Annotated in this window: 14 protein-coding genes; 11 read left to right on the top strand and 3 right to left on the bottom strand. The window is 60.5% G+C overall.

The genetic code is table 11. The features are described from left to right. Nucleotides 1–798: 798 nt before the first annotated feature. Both BFC21_RS03820 and BFC21_RS03815 read right to left on the bottom strand, forming a co-directional pair. Nucleotides 799–2,145 carry an MFS transporter gene (locus BFC21_RS03820; protein WP_120265709.1) on the bottom strand — a complete coding sequence of 449 codons (1,347 nt, stop codon included), beginning with the start codon at nt 2,143–2,145 and terminating at the stop codon, nt 799–801. A 271-nt stretch (nt 2,146–2,416) separates the two neighbouring features. Then, entirely contained in the window at nt 2,417–3,628 is a 1,212-nt protein-coding gene (locus BFC21_RS03815; protein ID WP_088377265.1) for a M24 family metallopeptidase, read from the bottom strand. A gap of 217 nt (nt 3,629–3,845) precedes the next feature. On the opposite strand from BFC21_RS03815, the gene BFC21_RS03810 reads away from it, so the two are divergent. The 5 genes from BFC21_RS03810 (at nt 3,846) to BFC21_RS03790 (ending at nt 9,814) form a co-directional block, all read left to right on the top strand. Further along, complete coding sequence (locus BFC21_RS03810) at nt 3,846–4,544, top strand: response regulator transcription factor (RefSeq protein ID WP_088377264.1); 699 nt, start codon at nt 3,846–3,848, stop codon at nt 4,542–4,544. After that, a complete protein-coding gene (locus BFC21_RS03805; RefSeq protein WP_095004758.1) occupies nt 4,544–5,890 on the top strand; it encodes a sensor histidine kinase in 1,347 nt (448 codons plus the stop codon). The genes BFC21_RS03810 and BFC21_RS03805 overlap by 1 nt, the downstream gene beginning before the upstream one ends. 193 nt (nt 5,891–6,083) lie before the next feature. After that, entirely contained in the window at nt 6,084–8,306 is a 2,223-nt protein-coding gene (locus BFC21_RS03800) for a TonB-dependent siderophore receptor (protein WP_088377262.1), read from the top strand. A gap of 18 nt (nt 8,307–8,324) precedes the next feature. Beyond that, nucleotides 8,325–9,206: an alpha/beta hydrolase gene (locus BFC21_RS03795; protein ID WP_120265708.1), complete on the top strand. Its 882-nt coding sequence runs from the start codon at nt 8,325–8,327 to the stop codon at nt 9,204–9,206. A gap of 170 nt (nt 9,207–9,376) precedes the next feature. Then, complete coding sequence (locus tag BFC21_RS03790) at nt 9,377–9,814, top strand: YqaA family protein (protein WP_088377261.1); 438 nt, start codon at nt 9,377–9,379, stop codon at nt 9,812–9,814. Between the two features lie 13 nt (nt 9,815–9,827). On the opposite strand, the gene BFC21_RS03785 is transcribed toward BFC21_RS03790, so the two are convergent. Then, a complete protein-coding gene (locus BFC21_RS03785; protein ID WP_088377260.1) occupies nt 9,828–10,814 on the bottom strand; it encodes a hypothetical protein in 987 nt (328 codons plus the stop codon). Nucleotides 10,815–11,292: 478 nt separating this feature from the next. Between BFC21_RS03785 and BFC21_RS03780 the strand changes: the two genes are divergently transcribed. From BFC21_RS03780 to cdd, 6 genes are all read left to right on the top strand, one after another. Continuing rightward, nucleotides 11,293–11,700: a biopolymer transporter ExbD gene (locus BFC21_RS03780; RefSeq protein ID WP_016780717.1), complete on the top strand. Its 408-nt coding sequence runs from the start codon at nt 11,293–11,295 to the stop codon at nt 11,698–11,700. Nucleotides 11,701–11,703: 3 nt separating this feature from the next. Then, nucleotides 11,704–12,468 (top strand): energy transducer TonB, encoded by a 765-nt coding sequence (locus BFC21_RS03775; RefSeq protein WP_120265707.1) that lies wholly within the window; start codon nt 11,704–11,706, stop codon nt 12,466–12,468. A gap of 45 nt (nt 12,469–12,513) precedes the next feature. Beyond that, nucleotides 12,514–14,754 (top strand): TonB-dependent receptor, encoded by a 2,241-nt coding sequence (locus BFC21_RS03770; protein ID WP_120265706.1) that lies wholly within the window; start codon nt 12,514–12,516, stop codon nt 14,752–14,754. Nucleotides 14,755–14,819: 65 nt separating this feature from the next. Beyond that, nucleotides 14,820–15,467, top strand: coding sequence for a MotA/TolQ/ExbB proton channel family protein (locus BFC21_RS03765; protein WP_088377257.1), 648 nt, complete (start codon nt 14,820–14,822; stop codon nt 15,465–15,467). 19 nt (nt 15,468–15,486) lie between these two features. Then, nucleotides 15,487–17,220, top strand: coding sequence for a bifunctional UDP-sugar hydrolase/5'-nucleotidase (locus BFC21_RS03760; protein WP_120265705.1), 1,734 nt, complete (start codon nt 15,487–15,489; stop codon nt 17,218–17,220). Further along, entirely contained in the window at nt 17,217–17,633 is a 417-nt protein-coding gene (cdd, locus tag BFC21_RS03755) for a cytidine deaminase (protein WP_088377255.1), read from the top strand. Before BFC21_RS03760 ends, cdd begins: the two co-directional genes overlap by 4 nt. Nucleotides 17,634–17,670 lie beyond the last annotated feature (37 nt).

The raw sequence follows: 17,670 nt of genomic DNA, 5'->3' as shown, positions 1-17,670 counted from the left end.
GGTCATCCAGACAGAACGAGGTGCCTGCATCGCGGGCAAGCCCGGCTCCCACAGAGGAAATATGTCGATCGCAGCTCCCGCCTCCAGACAGGCCGAGTGCAGGTTCTGTAGTGACTCGCCGTAAGGGCGAAACTAATATTGCAGTTAGATGCAGATGCCGGATATGTACTCGACTTAACTGTTTTCCTGTAGCCGCTGAGGAGCGAAGCGAGGCTGCGAAGCGGCCGTAAAACCTGAGATCCGGGGCTATCTGAAAAAAACGGGTGTCTGATTTTGCGACTGCTTCGCAGCCGATCGCAGCCTCGCTTCGCTCCTCAGCGGCTACAAAGATTGCGCAGCACGCACTGACGCCAACAGGCCAGCCGCTCGGCCTTCTGTGAGGGGCATTCGTGTCGTCTGGACAATCGCGTGGCTACATAAGCACCACCAATCCCTTGTGGGAGCGGGCTTGCCCGCGATGCCAGCACGTCGGTCATCCAGACAGAACGAGGTGCCTGCATCGCGGGCAAGCCCGGCTCCCACAGAGGAAATATGTCGATCGCAGCTCCCACCTCCAGACAGGCCGAGTGCAGGTTCTGTAGTGACTCGCCGTAAGGGCGAAACCAATAATTCAGTTAGATGCAGATGCCGGATATGTACTCGACTTAACTGTTTTCCTGTTGCTGCTGAGTAGCGAAGCGAGGCTGCGAAGCGGCCGTAAAACCTGAGACCCGGGGCTATCTGATAAAACCAGGTGTCTGATTTTTGCGACTGCTTCGCAGCCGATCGCAGCCTCGCTTCGCTCGTCAGCTGCTACGGTTAATCCTGCAACGCCTTGTGCGCGGTCTCCCGACTGGCCAGCATCGCCACCAGTGCGACTGCCGCGGCGGCCAGCAGGTACCAGGCCGGGGCCATTTTGTTGCCGGTCATATGGATCAGCCAGGTGGCAATAAATGGCGCCGTACCGCCAAACACCGCGTTGGCCACGTTGAAGCTGAAGGCAAAACCGCTAAACCTGACCCGCGTCGGGAAGATCTCGGCCAGAAAGCACGGCAAGGTGCCGTCGTTCATCGCCAGGATGGCGCCAAAGGCAATCTGGATCATCAGGATCACCACCAGCGACGGGTTGCCCAGCATCCCGAACAGCGGAAAGGTCAGCAGCAGGAACATCACCGACGCACTGACCAGCATGGTCTTGCGCCCATAGCGGTCCGAGAGCTTGCCCATCAAGAAGATCAGGCCGATATAGGTCGCCAGCGACACCGTGGATGCGATAAATGAATCGCTTTCGCTCATGCCCATCTCGGTTGACAGGTAGGTCGGCATGTAACTGAGCAACAGATAGAAAGCCACCGCATTCAGGCAGGTCACGCCAATGCCGATCAGCACCGGCCGACGATGCACCGTAAGTAACTCACGCACCGGAGCATGGGTGGCGCATTCCTTGGCTTCCAGGCGCTTCTCCATCTCCAGGAACTTGGGCGAATCCTGCAAATGCACACGGATATAGCGCCCCACCAGGCCAAAAGGTGCCGCCAGCAGAAACGGCAGGCGCCAGCCCCAGTCATGGAGGTTTTCAAGCGTCATCAAGGCATGCATGCCCGCGACAAACATCGCCCCGAACAACAGGCCGGCTGCCGTGCTTGCTGGCACGATGCTGGTGTAGAAACCGCGCTTGCCCTCAGGGGCATACTCGGCCAGGAACGCCGATGCCCCGGCATATTCGCCTGACGCCGAAAACCCCTGCACCAGTCGAATCAACAACAGCAATGCCGGCGCCCACAAACCGATCTGGTTATAGGTGGGCAATATGCCGATGCAAAAAGTCGCCACGGTCATGATCAGGATCGACCACGACAAGGCGCTGCGTCGCCCGTATTTGTCGCCAAAATGCCCCCACACCAGCCCGCCGAACGGGCGCACGATAAACGACAGGGCAAACACCGCGAAAGTCGCCAAAAGACCGGTGGTGGTATCGGTTTGCGGGAAGAACGTCAGGGCGATGACCGTGGCCAGATAACCGTAGGCCGCATAGTCGAACCACTCGACAAAGTTGCCCATGAAGCTGGCTGTGGCGGCGCGGCGCAGGGCCTTGCGCTCGCTCAGGCGTTCAATTTGCTGTTCGGGGGTCAGGGGTAGAGCCAGGGTTGCACTTGGGATGCTCATCGGGCACCTCCGGGGATAGAGGTGCGGGAGTGGAAAACGGCAAGCAACGTCGGAACGTGGGACATGACAGATACCCTCATTGTGTTCTTTTTGGCAGGGGTAAACAGGTCAGAAAGCGCTGCGTAATCTGCGTACGCATGCGCGGGTGTTTGGCTTGGCCCGGCTTATGTGTGTGGGAGCTGGCTTGCCTGCGATTGAAACGACGCGGTTAGCCTGTTGCAAGGCGTTGATGCCATCGCGAGCAAGCCCGCTCCCACACGGGGCCTGGTGGTTACTTTTTGATGATGTTGTGCTGCGGGCCATACGGGAAGTGGGTGATATTTTCCCCGCCCTGTTCGTTGACGATCAGGATGTCGTGCTCGCGATATCCGCCCGCGCCCGGACGGCCTTCAGGGATCATGATCATCGGTTCGATGGACACCACCATGCCCGGCTCCAGTACCGTGTCGATATCTTCGCGCAGCTCCAGCCCGGCTTCGCGACCATAGTAATGGCTCAGGGTGCCAAAGGAGTGACCATACCCGAAGGTGCGGTATTGCAGCAGGTCGTGCTCCATGAAGATTTCATTGAGCTGCAGGGCAATGTCCGAGCACTTCATACCGGGCTTGATCAGCTTCAAACCGGCCTCGTGAACCTTGACGTTAACCTCCCACAGGCGCAGGTGCTCGTCCGAGCAATGGTCGAGAAACAGGGTGCGCTCCAGCGCCGTGTAGTAACCGGCAATCATCGGGAAGCAGTTAAGGCTGAGGATATCGCCCTTGTTCACCTTGCGGCTGGTGACCGGGTTGTGCGCGCCGTCGGTGTTGATCCCCGACTGGAACCAGGTCCAGGTGTCCATCAGTTCGGAGTCCGGGAAGGTACGGGCAATTTCGCGCACCATCGCCTGGGTGGCATGCAGCGCCACTTCATATTCCGGCACCTGGTCGCGCAAGGCCTCGACGATGGCCGCGCCACCGATATCGGCAATTCGTGCGCCGTGGCGGATGACCGCGTGTTCTTCCGCCGACTTGATCATGCGCATGCGCATGCAAGGCGCGGCAATATCCACCAATTCGGCCTGGGGGTAGCGGCTGGCGAGCTTGTCGCGATTGAGCAGGTTCATGTGGTCATATTCGATACCGATGCGCCCGGCCTTGGGCAACGCCTGCTGGATGGCGACAAAGTAGTTGTCGCGCTGCCAGTCGGTGTACACGATGTTGTCGGTGCCCATTGTGCGGCGCCACGGCTGGCCACCGTCAATATTGGCGCTGATGGTCACGGCGCTGTCCTGGGTCACCACCAGTGCGTAGTTGCGGCCAAACGAGCAATACAGGAAATCGCTGTAGTAGTTGAGGTTGTGGTACGAGGTGAACACCGCGGCATCGATATTGTTCTGCGCCATATAGGCCCGCAACTTGCCCTGGCGGTTGGCGTACTCCTGGGCCGAGAATGTAGGAGTGACTTTTTCGCCGTTCTTGATCTGGATGGTTTTCGGCATTTGCATGGCATGTATCCCTGTCATTGATCGAGCGTCAGAAGCCGCCGGCAGGCGGGTCGTTGAGGAACATTCGAACAGATACAGGCATGGTTTTTTTGTGCGAATCCGACCTGTAGTTGATCAGATCCGCTGTGCCTGGCGGCCCCTCTTAGCTTGATAGCAATTGCGCAGTACCGCCCATTCTGGGATATTCGCAAATGTGAAATATTCTCATTAGAGTCCCATGACCACTTCCCCCCGGTTACTTCTCGTCGAAGACGACTTCAGGCTGCGCCACGATCTCGAACAGCACCTGCTGCAACGCGGCTTTGCCGTCACCAGCTGTGTCGATGGCATTCAGGGGCTGCGCGCCTTGCAGGGCGAGCGCTACGATCTGGTGCTGCTCGACATCATGCTCCCCGGCATGGACGGGCTGGCCCTGCTTGAAGCTCTGCGCCAGCAGCAGGACGTACCGGTGATGCTGATGTCGGCGCTGGGCAACGAGCAGGACCGCATCACCGGGTTCACCCGCGGCGCTGATGACTACCTGCCCAAGCCTTTCAGCCTGGCCGAACTGGATGCCCGCAGCGATGCCCTGCTGCGGCGCATGGCCATGTTGCAGCGCCCGCCGCCTTCGCTGCCCAACCCGTTGCTGACCTTCGATGAGCAGGCCCGGGACGTGCTGCACAACGGCCAGAGTGCAGGCTTGACCCACTCTGAATTTCGCCTGCTGATGACCCTGCACGCACATGGCGGCGAGCCCTTGAGCAAGGCATTTCTCTACCAGCAGGTGCTGCACCGTATCTACACCCGGCTGGACCGTGGCCTGGATGTGCATGTGTGCAATGTGCGGCGCAAGCTGGCAGCCATTGGTGCCCGGCATCTGCAGATCCAGGCCGTGCGTGGCCAGGGCTATATCCTGGTCGACATGGAAAAACCCTGATGCGTCGCCATCCCTTGTTATGGAAACTGGCCCTGCTGCAAATCGCCTTCTGCCTGCTGCTGACGTGGATCATCTGGATCTGGGGGGTGTCGGCCGAGCGCCGCACCTACTTTCTCTCGGCCGCCGACCAGCAGTACCTGGCCGACTACGCACAGCAGGCTGAAGGCATCTGGCACAGCCAGGGCACGCCCGGGCTGGCACGCTTTACCGAACAACTGGCCGCCAGCGAGGGCACCTGGGTAACCGTGCTGGGGCCAACCCTGCAAAGCCTGAGCAACACCCCGCTCAACGCCGAGAACTATCGCCAGCTGACCTTTATGCGTCAACTGAACTGGCCCATGAGCCGACGCCTGCAGGACGAGTTGCCCTATGTCAGCATCCCCTTTCCCGGGCAGCCGGAGCAGGGCCAGCTGGTGCTGCAGTTGCCCGAACGGCTGTTGCCCGGCGGCCTGACCCCCTGGACCCATGTACTCAGCCACGGCGTGATGCCAACCCTGCTGGCCGCCCTGCTCGGGCTGCTGATCTATCGCCATCTGGTGCTGCCGCTCAACCGTTTACGTGACCGCGCCGACGCCTTGCGTGCCGATGACCTGGACAGCGAAGCACCGCTGCCGTTGATCAAGCGCCGGGATGAACTGGGCGAGCTGGCCCAGGCCTTCGAACACATGGCCGGGCGCTTGCGTCAGAGCCTCAACCAGCAGCGCCTGCTGCTGCGCACCCTGTCCCACGAACTGCGTACCCCGCTGGCCAGGCTGCGCATCGCCCACGACAGTCACCTGCCCGTGGAGCAAATGCGCCAGCGCCTGGACCGGGAAATCGACGATATGCAGCGCCTGCTCGAAGACACCCTCAACCTGGCGTGGATGGACACCGAGCGCCCGCAACTGGCCAGCGAACCGGTGCTGGTGCTGTCGGTGTGGGAAGCCCTGTGTGAAGACGCCTGCTTTGAAAGCGGCTGGCCAAGTGAGCGCCTGCCCTGCCTGCTGGGCCTTGATTGCTGTGTGCAGGTACACCTCGACAGCCTGGCCCAGGCCCTGGAAAACCTGCTGCGCAATGCCATTCGCCATTCACCGCCCGGCGCCAAAGTGACCCTGAGCGGCTGGCGTGAAGGTGATGCCTGGCACCTGTGCCTGAGCGACGAAGGCCCTGGCGTTGACCCGCAGGACCTGGCCAGCCTGTTCGTGCCCTATCAGCGCCTCAAGGGTTCGATAGGCGAAGGCTTCGGCCTGGGCCTGGCGATTGCCCAGCGTGCCGTCGAGCTGCAACAGGGTCGGCTGTGGGCGAGTAATGGCTCGCCGGGGTTGTGCATGCACATGCTGTTGCCAGCTGCACAATCCCCTGACTGAAACAGAAAACCCTGTGGGAGCGGGCTTGCCCGCGATGCCGCCAGCGCGGCTCAGCAGCCAAACAGCGGCGATCCCATCGCGGGCAAGCCCGCTCCCACAGTGAAGTGTTTAGAAAGTTAATGCGCTTTACTCTCAATTAGCAGTCATTATCATTCGTGATCTTCCTGTATCAGGCTGTCCCGGAGATCACTCGATGTTGCAACAAGCGCTGCGCCCTATCGCTCCCTTCGTTCTGTCCAGCTGCTGCTTGCTGGCCAGCTCCGTGCATGCCGCCAGCGCCCTGGAGCTGGAAAACACCAACGTGGTCGCCACGGCCCTGGAAGAAACCAAACAGGCCCCGGGCGTGTCGGTCATCACCGCCGAAGACATCAAGAAACGCCCGCCGGCCAACGACCTGTCGCAGATCATCCGCACCATGCCCGGCGTCAACCTCACCGGCAACTCCACCAGCGGCCAGCGCGGCAACAACCGCCAGATCGACATTCGCGGCATGGGCCCGGAAAACACCCTGATCCTGGTCGATGGCAAGCCAGTCAACAGCCGCAACTCGGTACGCTACGGCTGGCGCGGCGAACGCGACAGCCGTGGCGATACCAACTGGGTGCCGGCCGATCAGGTAGAAAGCATCGAAGTACTGCGCGGTCCAGCAGCAGCCCTGTATGGCAACGGCGCGGCTGGCGGGGTGGTGAATATCATCACCAAACAGGCCGGTGCCCAAACCCACGGCGACGTCACGGTCTATTCCAACTTCCCGAGCCACAAGGACGAAGGCGCCAGCAAACGGGTCAGCTTCGGTCTCAACGGCCCGCTCACCGACAACCTGAGTTATCGCGTGTACGGCAATATCGCCAAGACCGACCCCGATGACTGGGACATCAACGCCGGCCATGAATCGGCCCGTACCGGCAACCAGATCGGCACCCTGCCCGCCGGCCGCGAAGGTGTGCGCAACAAGGATGTCAACGGCCTGCTCAGCTGGCGCATGACCCCGCAGCAGACCCTCGACTTCGAGGCCGGCTACAGCCGCCAGGGCAACCTCTATACCGGCGATACGCAAAACACCAACAGCAACGCCTACGTCAAAAGCCTGCTGGGCCACGAGACCAATCGTAACTACCGCGAAACCTACGCCCTGACGCACCGTGGCGAATGGGACTTGGGTAACAGCATGGCCTACCTGCAATACGAAAAAACCCGCAACACACGAATCAACGAGGGCCTGGCAGGCGGCACCGAAGGGATTTTCAGCAATGGCGACTTTTACACCGCCGTTTTGCGCGACCTGACCGCCCACGGCGAGGTCAACCTGCCGCTGCACGCAGGCTACGACCAGACCCTGACCCTGGGCAGCGAATGGACCCAGCAAAAACTCGACGACCCCAGCGCCAACACCCAGTCCACCAGCGAAGGCGGTACGGTCGCGGGCCTGAGCAGCAGCAACCGCAGCACCGCGTCCTCAGCACAGATTTTCTCGCTGTTCGCCGCCGACAATATCGAGCTGCTACCGGGCACCATGCTCACTCCGGGCCTGCGCCTGGACCATCACAGCGTGGTCGGCAACAACTGGAGCCCGTCGCTCAACCTGTCCCATGCCCTGACCGACACCGTCACCCTCAAGGCCGGCATCGCCCGCGCCTACAAAGCGCCGAACCTGTACCAGCTCAACCCCGACTACCTGCTCTACAGCCGTGGCCAGGGCTGCTACGGCCAGAGCACCAGTTGCTACCTGCAAGGCAATGCCGATCTGAAAGCCGAAACCAGCGTCAACAAGGAACTGGGCATCGAATACAAGAACAATGGCGTCGTCGCTGGCCTGACTTACTTTCGCAACGATTACAAAAACAAGATCGAATCCGGCCTGAGCCCCATCGGCAATGCCGTGGGCGGCATCGGCAGCTATGCCAATGCGGCGGTCTATCAATGGGAAAACGTGCCCAAGGCCTTGGTCGAAGGCCTCGAAGGCACCCTGACCCTGCCCCTGGCGGCGCAAGTGACCTGGACCAACAACTTCACCTACATGCTGCAATCGAAAAACAAGCAGACCGGTGACGCCCTGTCCGTCACACCGCGCTACACCCTCAACTCCATGCTGGACTGGCAGGCCACCGACGACCTGTCGTTGCAGGCCAGCGTGGCCTGGTACGGCAAGCAGACGCCGAAAAAATACGATTACCACGGCGACCGAGTAACCGGCACCGCCAACAACCAGCTCTCGCCTTATGCCATTGCCGGCATCAGCGGCACCTACGCCATTACCGCCAACCTGAGCCTGACCACGGGTATCGACAACCTGTTCGACAAGCGCCTGTTCCGCGAAGGCAACGCCCAGGGTGTGGCCAATATCGCCGGGGCCGGTGCGGCGACGTACAACGAGCCGGGGCGCACGCTTTACACCAGCCTGACCGCTTCGTTCTGACCCTGACGAGACCGCCTGATGAGAAACCTCACCCTGCCCCTGGCCCTGTTGCTTGCCCTGGCCCTGCCGGGGCAAGCGGCCCAGGCCCGGCCAGCGCCTGACCAGCCGATGGACACCCGCCTACTGCAACGCACCGACCTGGACTACCGCTTCAGCCGCTTGCTGATCGACTCGGCCGATGGCCAGCGGCACTATCAGCTGTGGATCGGACGGCCCAACGGCGCGCCGCCGAAAAGCGGCTACCCGGTGGTCTGGATGCTCGATGGCAATGCGGCCGTCGGTGCACTGGATGCCGACTTGTTGCGAGACCTTGCCCGTGGCAGGGCACCGTTGCTGGTCGCCATCGGCTACCGCACACCGCTGCGCATCGAGCGTACGGCCCGCACTTACGACTACACCCCGAACAGGCCCGGCGTTGCGGAGCAAACCGACCCGCTGACCGGGTTGCCCAGTGGTGGCGCGGACGAGTTCCTTGACCTGCTGCGCGATCGCCTGCGCCCGGCGGTGGCGGCCAAGGCGCCGCTCAACCTGCAGGAGCAGACGTTGTGGGGTCACTCCTACGGCGGTCTGCTGGTGCTGCACGCCCTGCTTACCCGCCCCGGTGAATTTGCCCATTACGCAGCGGCCAGCCCGTCGCTGTGGTGGACCGATATCCGCCCCGGTACGGACTTCAAGCAACGTATTAACGGGCACAAGGCCGATTTGCTGCTGATGCGCGGCACGGCCGAACCCGGCAACCCGCGTGGCCCGAGCAACGGCGAGCCGGACAAGGCGATAACCCAACTGGTGCAACAACTGAGCAGCACCCCGGGGCTGCGGATCGACTACCACAGCTTTGAAGGCATGAGCCACGGCGAAACCCTGCCCGCGTCGTTGCGGCGGGTACTGCAAAACTTGTAGCCGCTGGGGAAGGCTGCAACAAGGATCGCCCGCTCCCTGCCAGCCCTGGTGGGAGCTGGCTTGCCTGCGATGCAGACAACGCGCACTGGCAGGCAAACCGAGGTGCTACCATCTCGGGCAAGCCCGCTCCCACAAGGTGCGGGCGAGGTCCTTCTACCCTGGAATTTTGCGTGTTTGAATTAACCAGCTATCTGGGCCTGTTCCTGGCCGCATTCGGCGCTGCATCACTGCTACCCATGCAATCGGAAGCCGTGCTGGTGGGTATGCTGCTGTCCGGCAAATACGTCGCCCTGACCCTGCTGGCAGTCGCCACCCTGGGCAATGTGCTGGGGTCGGTATTGAATTGGCTTTTGGGCCGCTCAGTCGAACGCTTTCGGCACAAACGCTGGTTTCCGGTCAGCGAGCAAAAACTCGACAAGGCCCGGCAGTTCTATCTGCGTTATGGGCGCTGGTCACTGCTGCTGAGCTGGGTGCCGATTATCGGCGACCCGCTGACCATGATCGCCGGGGTCATGCGCGAACCGCTGTGGCGTTTCGTACTGATCGTGACCCTGGCCAAGGGCGCCCGCTATCTGCTGCTGACCGCGGCCACCCTGGGCTGGTCCTAGGCCACGGCGGGGATCAAACCGGTTCTGCGGCGATGCGGTTTTCCATCACCGGCGGGTACTCTGGCAACCAGGACAGCGGCATCAACTGGCTGTATTTCTGATAGAAACACGCCTGAATGCGTCCGCGAATCTGCTCAAGCTGCTCGATCAGGCCTGTCAGCGCCAACTGTTGCGAAACCAGGCGAATTTCATCCTCGGCGGTATCGCTGTCAGGTAACCGGATCGCCTGCAGGGCAATGCTTTCACTGAAATAAGCAGGTACCCGCCGGCCATTGCGATACAGCTGGTTCTCGGCGCGGTAACACTGCACAAGACCGGCCAGAATCATCTCGGCCTTGTTCAACCCACTGGCCAGACGCGGTTTTACATTGCGTTTTTCGTCCAGTGCCGACTGGTAACTGACCAGTTGCTCATTGCACGCCAATACATCCGCTTCAAGCTTCTCAAGGTACTCGCCCTTGAGCGCCAGCAACTCGTTGCGTACATCGGCAATTTCATCCTGATAAACACTCAAGGCTTCATTGCGACGCTTTTGCTGCTTGCCAAAACCGCCGTGGTTTTGTGCCTTGAACGCACACAGTTCGGCCTCACGCTCCCGTGCACTGTATTCCAGGCGCTGCAAGCGGACGGCGTAATCACTCATCAGGCTGTTGGCAGCACGTTCGAAGTCCTGATCAACATGCACGCAGTTGCTCACCATACGGGTGATATCCAGTGTTTCGAGGCGCTTTTCGATCAAGGCGATCCATGACTCGGCCCAGGCCAGGGCTTTGTCACGTTCCGATTCAAGCGTGACGCGGATCTTTTCTTCGACAGCCGTCAACCGGGTGGCTTCCACAGGCGGATAACCCTGCTCCCCGTGACGCCGGGCTTGCTCAATGATGTTGAGATCACGCTTGAGGCTTTCGAACTCGGGCGCTGTCAGCAATGGCTTGCCTGCGCGGTCATGCGTGCAGTCAGCCTGCCCCAAAATATTCAACAACTTTTTGAATAACTGCATGGTGTTCGCTCCGCTAAACCCTTGATCTCAATAGCCGGCACTTCAGATGAGCATCATCATGCCAATGCCTTTGCATAACAACAACAGCTTAGTAGCACTTTGCTATCTGCACAGGTAAAACCGTTGAAAAACAGCGCTATGGCGAATGATTCCTGATGCCAAATCTGTAAATTGACAGCTCTGTCAACTTATTAAAAATTCATCAAGGCAACCCTTCGCCGCCATCACCATTCAAGTAAATGACTGCAAAATTTCCGAAATACGCCGCTTTTACCCGCAAATATGAGTTTAGTTTCGATATTAAAAAAAACAAAAAAATACATAAAATCTGAAATCAAAATGAAACAGCACCCCTCTACCTTTGCAACCTGTCACTTGAGACAGGTTTTGCACGCTTTACGCTCTGGCAAACCACAAGTGAGAAATCTGAACGGATGGTCAGCTTTTTTGACCCCCTCTGTGGACTGGAGTGCATGTGATGCGAAGCTGGGAAGAACCTAAGAAAAAACGCCTGCATATCGAGATCATTCCGATGATCGACGTCATGATGTTCTTGCTGGTGTTTTTTGTGTTGATCAGTCTCAACGTGATCCCGGCACTCGGCATCAAGACTCAGTTGCCCGGCGCCGCCCACGCCCAGCAGCTCAAGCCGCAAAACAAGGCGGTGATCACCCTGGGCCTGCAAGACCGCCTGCAACTGGATGGCCAGGACCTCAACCAGAACGATCTGGTGGCACAACTTAAGGCCATGGAAAAACCTGACGAGAAGATGGTGATCATCCTCAACAGCGATGCCGGGGTTGAAGTGGCACGCCTGGTGAGCGTGATGGATGTGCTCAAGGGCAGCGGTTTTTCTTCCGTTTCCATCGCGACCCGGAAGCTGTAGGCCATGTCGGTTTTTTTCAAATCACGCAAAGCCATCGCCTGCCTGCCGGCCATTTGCCTGCTGGCCGTCGCGGTGCACAGTGCAATGAACACAGACCTGAAGATCACGCCCAAGTACGACGACAGCAGCGTCGAAGTGGCCCTGATCGACCTGGATGAGTTGATGCCACCGCCACCGCCGCTTGAACCCGAGCCCGCAGAGGCCGTCGAGCTGCCGCCGCCCGTCGAGGAAGTGGTCGAGGCGGTGGTGATCGAACCGCCGCCACCGCCCAAACCCAAGCCACCGGCACCAAAACCGCCACCCAAGCCCAAACCGCAAGTGGCCAAGGCCGCGCCGCCGGCCAAAACACAAGCCGTGGTGCAAGCTCCCGCTCCCGCGCCAGCGCCAGCACCCTCCCCGGCCCCGGCCGCCCCGGTGGCGCCGGCTCAGCCGGTAGCCCAGGCCCCACGCGCCAACCCGGCAGACCTGGAGAGCCGCTACATCGCCCGGCTGCTGGCGGAGCTGGAGAAATACAAGCAATACCCGCGAGGTCGCGAAGCGTCACTGCAACGCCCGCAAGGCAATGTGGTGGTGTGGTTGCTGGTTGACCGCAGCGGCAAGGTGCTCGACTCGGGCATTGAAAAGAAGGCGACCAACATGCTGCTCAATCGCGCCGCACAAACCAGCTTGCAACGCCTCGACAAAGTAGTGCCCTTCCCCGAGGAAAGTTTCTCGGGCAAGGACAAATACCGTTTCAGCGCCACGCTTGTATACAACATAGAACCATAACTAAAAGCATTTCAGCTCTGACACTTACGCTTAGGGGAAACTGTTTTGAAACTCAACACTTTATTCGCAACGCTACTGGCCGTTGGGGTTGGCGGCTGGACGCTATCAACGCTGGCGGAAGATACCGTTGATATAGGCAATGTTAAAGTTACCGGGCAAAGTCTGGGCAATGGCCTGATGGTTCAGGAAGAAAGTGCCAAGGGCCGCTCCACTGTAACCAAAGAGGCGATGGACGAAATGGCACCCACTGCCAACGCCATCGACAAACTCAAGTACACCCCCGGCATCAACGTTTCCAGCACCGACGCCTCGGGCGTGAGCGGCACCAGCTTCACCATGCGCGGGATGAACTCCGATCAGGTCGGTGTGTCCTCGGACGGTATCCCGATCAACGATTCCGGCGACTATGCGGTGTATGCCAACCTGCTCGGCGACCCGGAAAACCTCGGTGAAGTGTTTGTCACCCAGGGCTCTTCGGAAATCGACGGCCCGCATATCGGTTCCAGCGGCGGCAATATCGGCCTGGTGACCCTGCGCCCGACCAAAGACTTCGGCGTCTTTGTCAAACAGTCGGTCGGCTCCAACAGTTTGAACAAATCATTTGCGCGAATTAACACCGGCGACCTGAATGGTTTTAAAACCTTTGTTTCGGCCTCCCATACCGAAGGCGAAAAATGGCGCGGCAAAGGCACCGTGCGTGCCGACCGGGTTGAATGGAATACCTTGTTCGAAGATGGCAATGGCAACTCGACCAATGCCATCTTTAAATACAGCACCCAGGAAAACTACAACTACAACACCCTGAGCAAGGCACAGTTCCAGAAGTCTGGCCGCGGCCTCGACTATGCCGAAATCCCGATCTACAACAGCAGCGGCAAGTTGACCCAGTACTACAAGATCAACCGCAACCCGTTTGAAAACGCCTCGGCGTCCCTGACCCAGCGCTTTCAGCTGCGTGACGATCTGGCGCTGACCATCGCGCCCTACTACTTCTGGTCCAATGGCGGCAGTTTCAGCGGCCAATCGGCGACCGGGCTGTCCTCTACCAGCGACAAGGCCGGCAACTACGACCTCAAGGGTCTGGCCTATGACACCTACTACCGGCCATCGTGGACGGAAAGCTGGCGCCCTGGCGTGAACACCAAACTCAAGTGGGACTTCAACGAAGCTCACAGCATCGATGTCGGCTACTGGTACGAACGCGCACGCCAGCGCCAGACCCAACCGTTTATCAGCATCACCGAGAATGGCACCCCGGACGATATCTGGGGCGACTACAACAGTGGTAACCAGCTTAAGGACAACAATGGCGCCACCGTCCAGGGCCGCCATCAGTACACCGTCACCCCGGCACAGAAAGTCTGGGTGCAGGACATGTGGACGGTCACCCCTGACCTGACCCTCACCGGCGGCATTGCCTACCAGTACGTCGAACGCGACGGCAACAACCTCGGCAGCCTGTACAGCACTCCCGAAAAGCGTGATGCCAGGTACCACGAGTTTTTGCCCAACTTCAGCGCGCGCTACCAGATCAACGAGCAGAACCAGGCGTTCTATAACGTCACGCGCAATATGCGCACGCCGCCCAACTATGTGCTCTACAACGCCGGCGACTCCATCAGCCTGGCACCAGAGCTGAGCTGGAACCAGGAGCTGGGCTGGCGTTTCAGCCAGGACGACATGCTGCTGAGCGCCACCCTGTTCCATATCTCGTACAAGGATCGCCAGCTGTCGACCACCAATGCCGACGGTGACTACGAAATGCTTAACGTCGGCAGCGTGGTCAACAAGGGCCTGGAGCTGGAGTGGAGCGGCCTGCTGCCTTACAACTTCAACTACTACACCTCCTATACCTACACCAGCGCCGAGCAGCAGGACGACGTGACCACGCGCAACAAGGAACTGCCCACCTCCGGCAAGCAACTGGCCAACGTGCCGAAAAACATGCTCAACGCCAGCCTGGGTTACGACAACAAGCGCTACTACGGCAACGTGGCCGCCAAGTATGTGGGCAGCTACTACGGCGACCTGACCAACGACCAGGAAATCTCCGGGCGCACCACCTTCGATATCAACGCCGGTGTGCGCCTCCCCGTGGACAAGAAGATCCTCAAGTCGGCGGCCATTCGCGTCTCGATGCTCAACGTGTTCGACAAGGAATACCTGTCATCGGCGCGTACCGTGGTGCTCAACGCCGCACCGGTCAACGGCGTCAGCGCCGCCACGCCGTACTACAACGTTGGTGAAGAACGCACTGCGATGGTCTCTTTCGAAGCCAGCTTCTGACCCCCGCACCCGGGCCTGCCAGCACGGCAGGCCCGGGCCATGAACGTATTTAGAGGACACCCCGAATGAACATGAATCTGCTCCACGACATCACCTTCTACGTCATGTACGGCGCCGCCGCTCTGGCCGCGTTTGTGGTCGTGGAACGCTGCATCTTTTTCAGTTACTCGCTGCGCAAGGCACGCCAGCTGCTCCCGGCAATCAACACCCGGGTGCGCAGTGTCGATGACCTGCCAAAGGCCCTGACTGAACGTGACAGCCTGCCCCTGCAGCTGGTCTCGCAGATCTACGACGGGCGCCGTCACCTGCACTCGCATCAGGAGCTGGAAGACCTTGCCCAGGCCATCTATATCTCGATGCGCGGGCGTCTGTCGCACAGCCTGTGGATTCTCGAAGCGGTGGTGGCCGGCGCGCCATTGCTGGGTTTGCTCGGCACCATCATGGGCATTATCGACACCTTCAAGGCCCTGGCCGAGGCCGGTGTTTCCGACCCGGGTGAAGTGTCCCGCGGCATCGGCACGGCGCTGTATGCCACCGCACTGGGTATCGCCATCGCACTGGTGGGCATGGTCTTCAACAGCCACCTGCAGGATCGCCTCGAACTGATCAACGACAACCTCAAGATGCTGTTGCTGCGCGCCGGCCTGGGTACGCAATACGTCGCCACGGCTGCGTCCGACGCCGTACACGTCGGTCAGCCGCGTACCGCCTGACCCACATCGAGGAGCCCCCATGTCCAATGTACTTTCGCGCCTGCACAGTGCCAGCCTGGTCATCCCGCTGGCGCTGGTGCTGGGTGCCTGCCAGCAGCCGGCCAAACCCGTCGATGTGAATATTGCCGCGATCAACGACTTTCACGGCAATCTGGCCGCCACCCCGTTCACCTATGCCGATGCCACGGCGCCGACAGGCAAGGTGTCACTCAAGGCCGGGGGTATCAACGCCCTCAGCGGGGTGGTTGGCGAACTGCGCAACAGCGACCCGCAACTGCTGTTGATTGGCGCGGGCGACATGATCGGCGGCAGCCCGCCGATGTCTTCGATGTGGGCCGATGAGCCGACGCTCGAAGCCCTCGGCGAACTGGGGCTCAAGTTCAGTGTGGTCGGCAACCATGAGCTGGATCTGGGCAAACTGGAGTTGCAACGCCAGATCAATGGCGGCTGCGTGTCGCCGCGCCCGGACAAGGCCTGCCAGTTTGACAACAACTACAGCGGCACGCGCTTCCCCTATATGGCGGCCAACCTGATCGACGCGCAAACCGGCAAGCCACTGCTGCCCGCCTACCGTATCGAGCAGGCCAACGGCGCCAAAATCGCCTTTGTCGGCGCGGTGTTGCGCGACCTCCCGGCCTATGTCAGCCAGCAGAGCATGGACGGCCTGTACACCATTGACGAGGCCGAGGCGATCAACGCGCAACTGCCCGAACTGCGCAAACAAGGGGTGGATGCCGTGGTCGCGGTGATCCATCAGGGCGGTGAAACCGCCGAACGCTTCGACCAGCAGGATTGCAGCCAGCTCAAGGGCGATATCGTCGACGTGGCCAGGCGTCTGGACCCGCAAATCAAAGTAGTGGTCACCGCCCACACCCACCAGGGCTACCTGTGCCGCCTGGGCGACAAGCTGATCACCCAGGGCAGCTCGTTCGGCCGCCTGCTGACCCATATCACCCTCACCGTGGACCCGGTCAACCACCAACTGCTCGATGCCAAGGCACACAACATCGTGGTCGACCCCGCCCGCTACCCGCCGCTGGCGGAAATTGCCGCATTGCAGGCCGATATCGAAGCGCGCAGCAACGCACACCTGAACAAACCGGTCGCGCGCATTGCCAACCGTGAAATCACCCGCACCCTCAACGACGCCGGCGAGTCGGCGATGGGTGACCTGATTGCCGACGCGCAACTGCACGCCACCCGTGCCCTGGGCGCAGACGTGGCATTGACCAACCTGGGCGGGATCCGCACCGACCTGATACTCGAACCCGGCCAGCAACACCTGACCTATGGCCAGGTAGCCTCCGTGCAACCGTTCAACAACACCCTGAACATCCTTACCCTCAGCGGCACCCAGCTCAAGCAACTGCTGGAACAGCAATGGCAGAACAACGGTTTTGGCTTTTACCCCTTGCAACCATCGGCCTCCCTCACCTATCGCTGGGATGCCAGCAAGCCCCAGGGCCAGCGAATTCTGGCCGACAGCCTGAAAGTCAATGGCAAACCGGTGTTGCCCGAGCAGCGCTACCGGGTCACGGTCAACTCGTTTATGGCCGGTGGTGGCGACAACTTCACCGTCCTCAACCAGGCCAGCCAGCGGGTAGATACCGGCCTCAACGATCTGCAGGCACTGGTCGATTACCTGCAAGCCCGCGACCATACCGGCCAGCCTGCCGGAACAGACGCGGCGCAACAACGGATTGAAAAAGTTGGCCAGGCCCTGGCTGACACCACCGCGAGCAACGGCCCATGAACCGCAGCCCTGAAGCACAGGCGCAGTTCGAACGCCTGTTGCCCGAAGCGATCGCCGCCGCACGCGCGGCCTGGTGCCCGCATTCGGACTTCCCGGTGGGTGCGGCATTGCTGACCCTTGATGAGCACATCATCCGTGGCTGCAATGTCGAAAACGCCTCCTATGGCCTGACCAACTGCGCCGAACGCAGCGCCCTGTTCAGCGCCATCGCCCAGGGCCATGCCCCTGCCAGCTTCAAGGCGATGCTGGTGTATGCCCCCAAAGTGGCGCTGATCGCCCCGTGCGGCGCCTGCCGCCAGGTCATGCATGAACTGATGAGCGCTGGCTGCCCGGTGTATTGCGTCGGCCACGATGCGACGGCCGCCCGCGACTGGACGGTCGAGCAATTGCTGCCCGGTGCCTTCGGTTTCTGAACCGCTGCGACCTTGATGCGCAACAGACGGGAATATG

This window comes from Pseudomonas sp. TMW 2.1634, assembly GCF_001703595.1.
Lineage (GTDB): Bacteria > Pseudomonadota > Gammaproteobacteria > Pseudomonadales > Pseudomonadaceae > Aquipseudomonas > Aquipseudomonas fragi.
This window is presented reverse-complemented; position numbering and strand designations above follow the sequence as displayed.

Coding starts and splice junctions, on each gene's coding strand:
- BFC21_RS03815 (WP_088377265.1), bottom strand. CDS start 3,628: ATGCAAATGCCGAAAACCATCCAGATCAAGAACGGCGAAAAAGTCACT.
- BFC21_RS03785 (WP_088377260.1), bottom strand. CDS start 10,814: ATGCAGTTATTCAAAAAGTTGTTGAATATTTTGGGGCAGGCTGACTGC.
- BFC21_RS03795 (WP_120265708.1), top strand. CDS start 8,325: ATGAGAAACCTCACCCTGCCCCTGGCCCTGTTGCTTGCCCTGGCCCTG.
- BFC21_RS03765 (WP_088377257.1), top strand. CDS start 14,820: ATGAACATGAATCTGCTCCACGACATCACCTTCTACGTCATGTACGGC.
- BFC21_RS03800 (WP_088377262.1), top strand. CDS start 6,084: ATGTTGCAACAAGCGCTGCGCCCTATCGCTCCCTTCGTTCTGTCCAGC.
- BFC21_RS03760 (WP_120265705.1), top strand. CDS start 15,487: ATGTCCAATGTACTTTCGCGCCTGCACAGTGCCAGCCTGGTCATCCCG.
- BFC21_RS03780 (WP_016780717.1), top strand. CDS start 11,293: ATGCGAAGCTGGGAAGAACCTAAGAAAAAACGCCTGCATATCGAGATC.
- BFC21_RS03805 (WP_095004758.1), top strand. CDS start 4,544: ATGCGTCGCCATCCCTTGTTATGGAAACTGGCCCTGCTGCAAATCGCC.
- BFC21_RS03775 (WP_120265707.1), top strand. CDS start 11,704: ATGTCGGTTTTTTTCAAATCACGCAAAGCCATCGCCTGCCTGCCGGCC.
- BFC21_RS03810 (WP_088377264.1), top strand. CDS start 3,846: ATGACCACTTCCCCCCGGTTACTTCTCGTCGAAGACGACTTCAGGCTG.
- BFC21_RS03820 (WP_120265709.1), bottom strand. CDS start 2,145: ATGAGCATCCCAAGTGCAACCCTGGCTCTACCCCTGACCCCCGAACAG.
- cdd (WP_088377255.1), top strand. CDS start 17,217: ATGAACCGCAGCCCTGAAGCACAGGCGCAGTTCGAACGCCTGTTGCCC.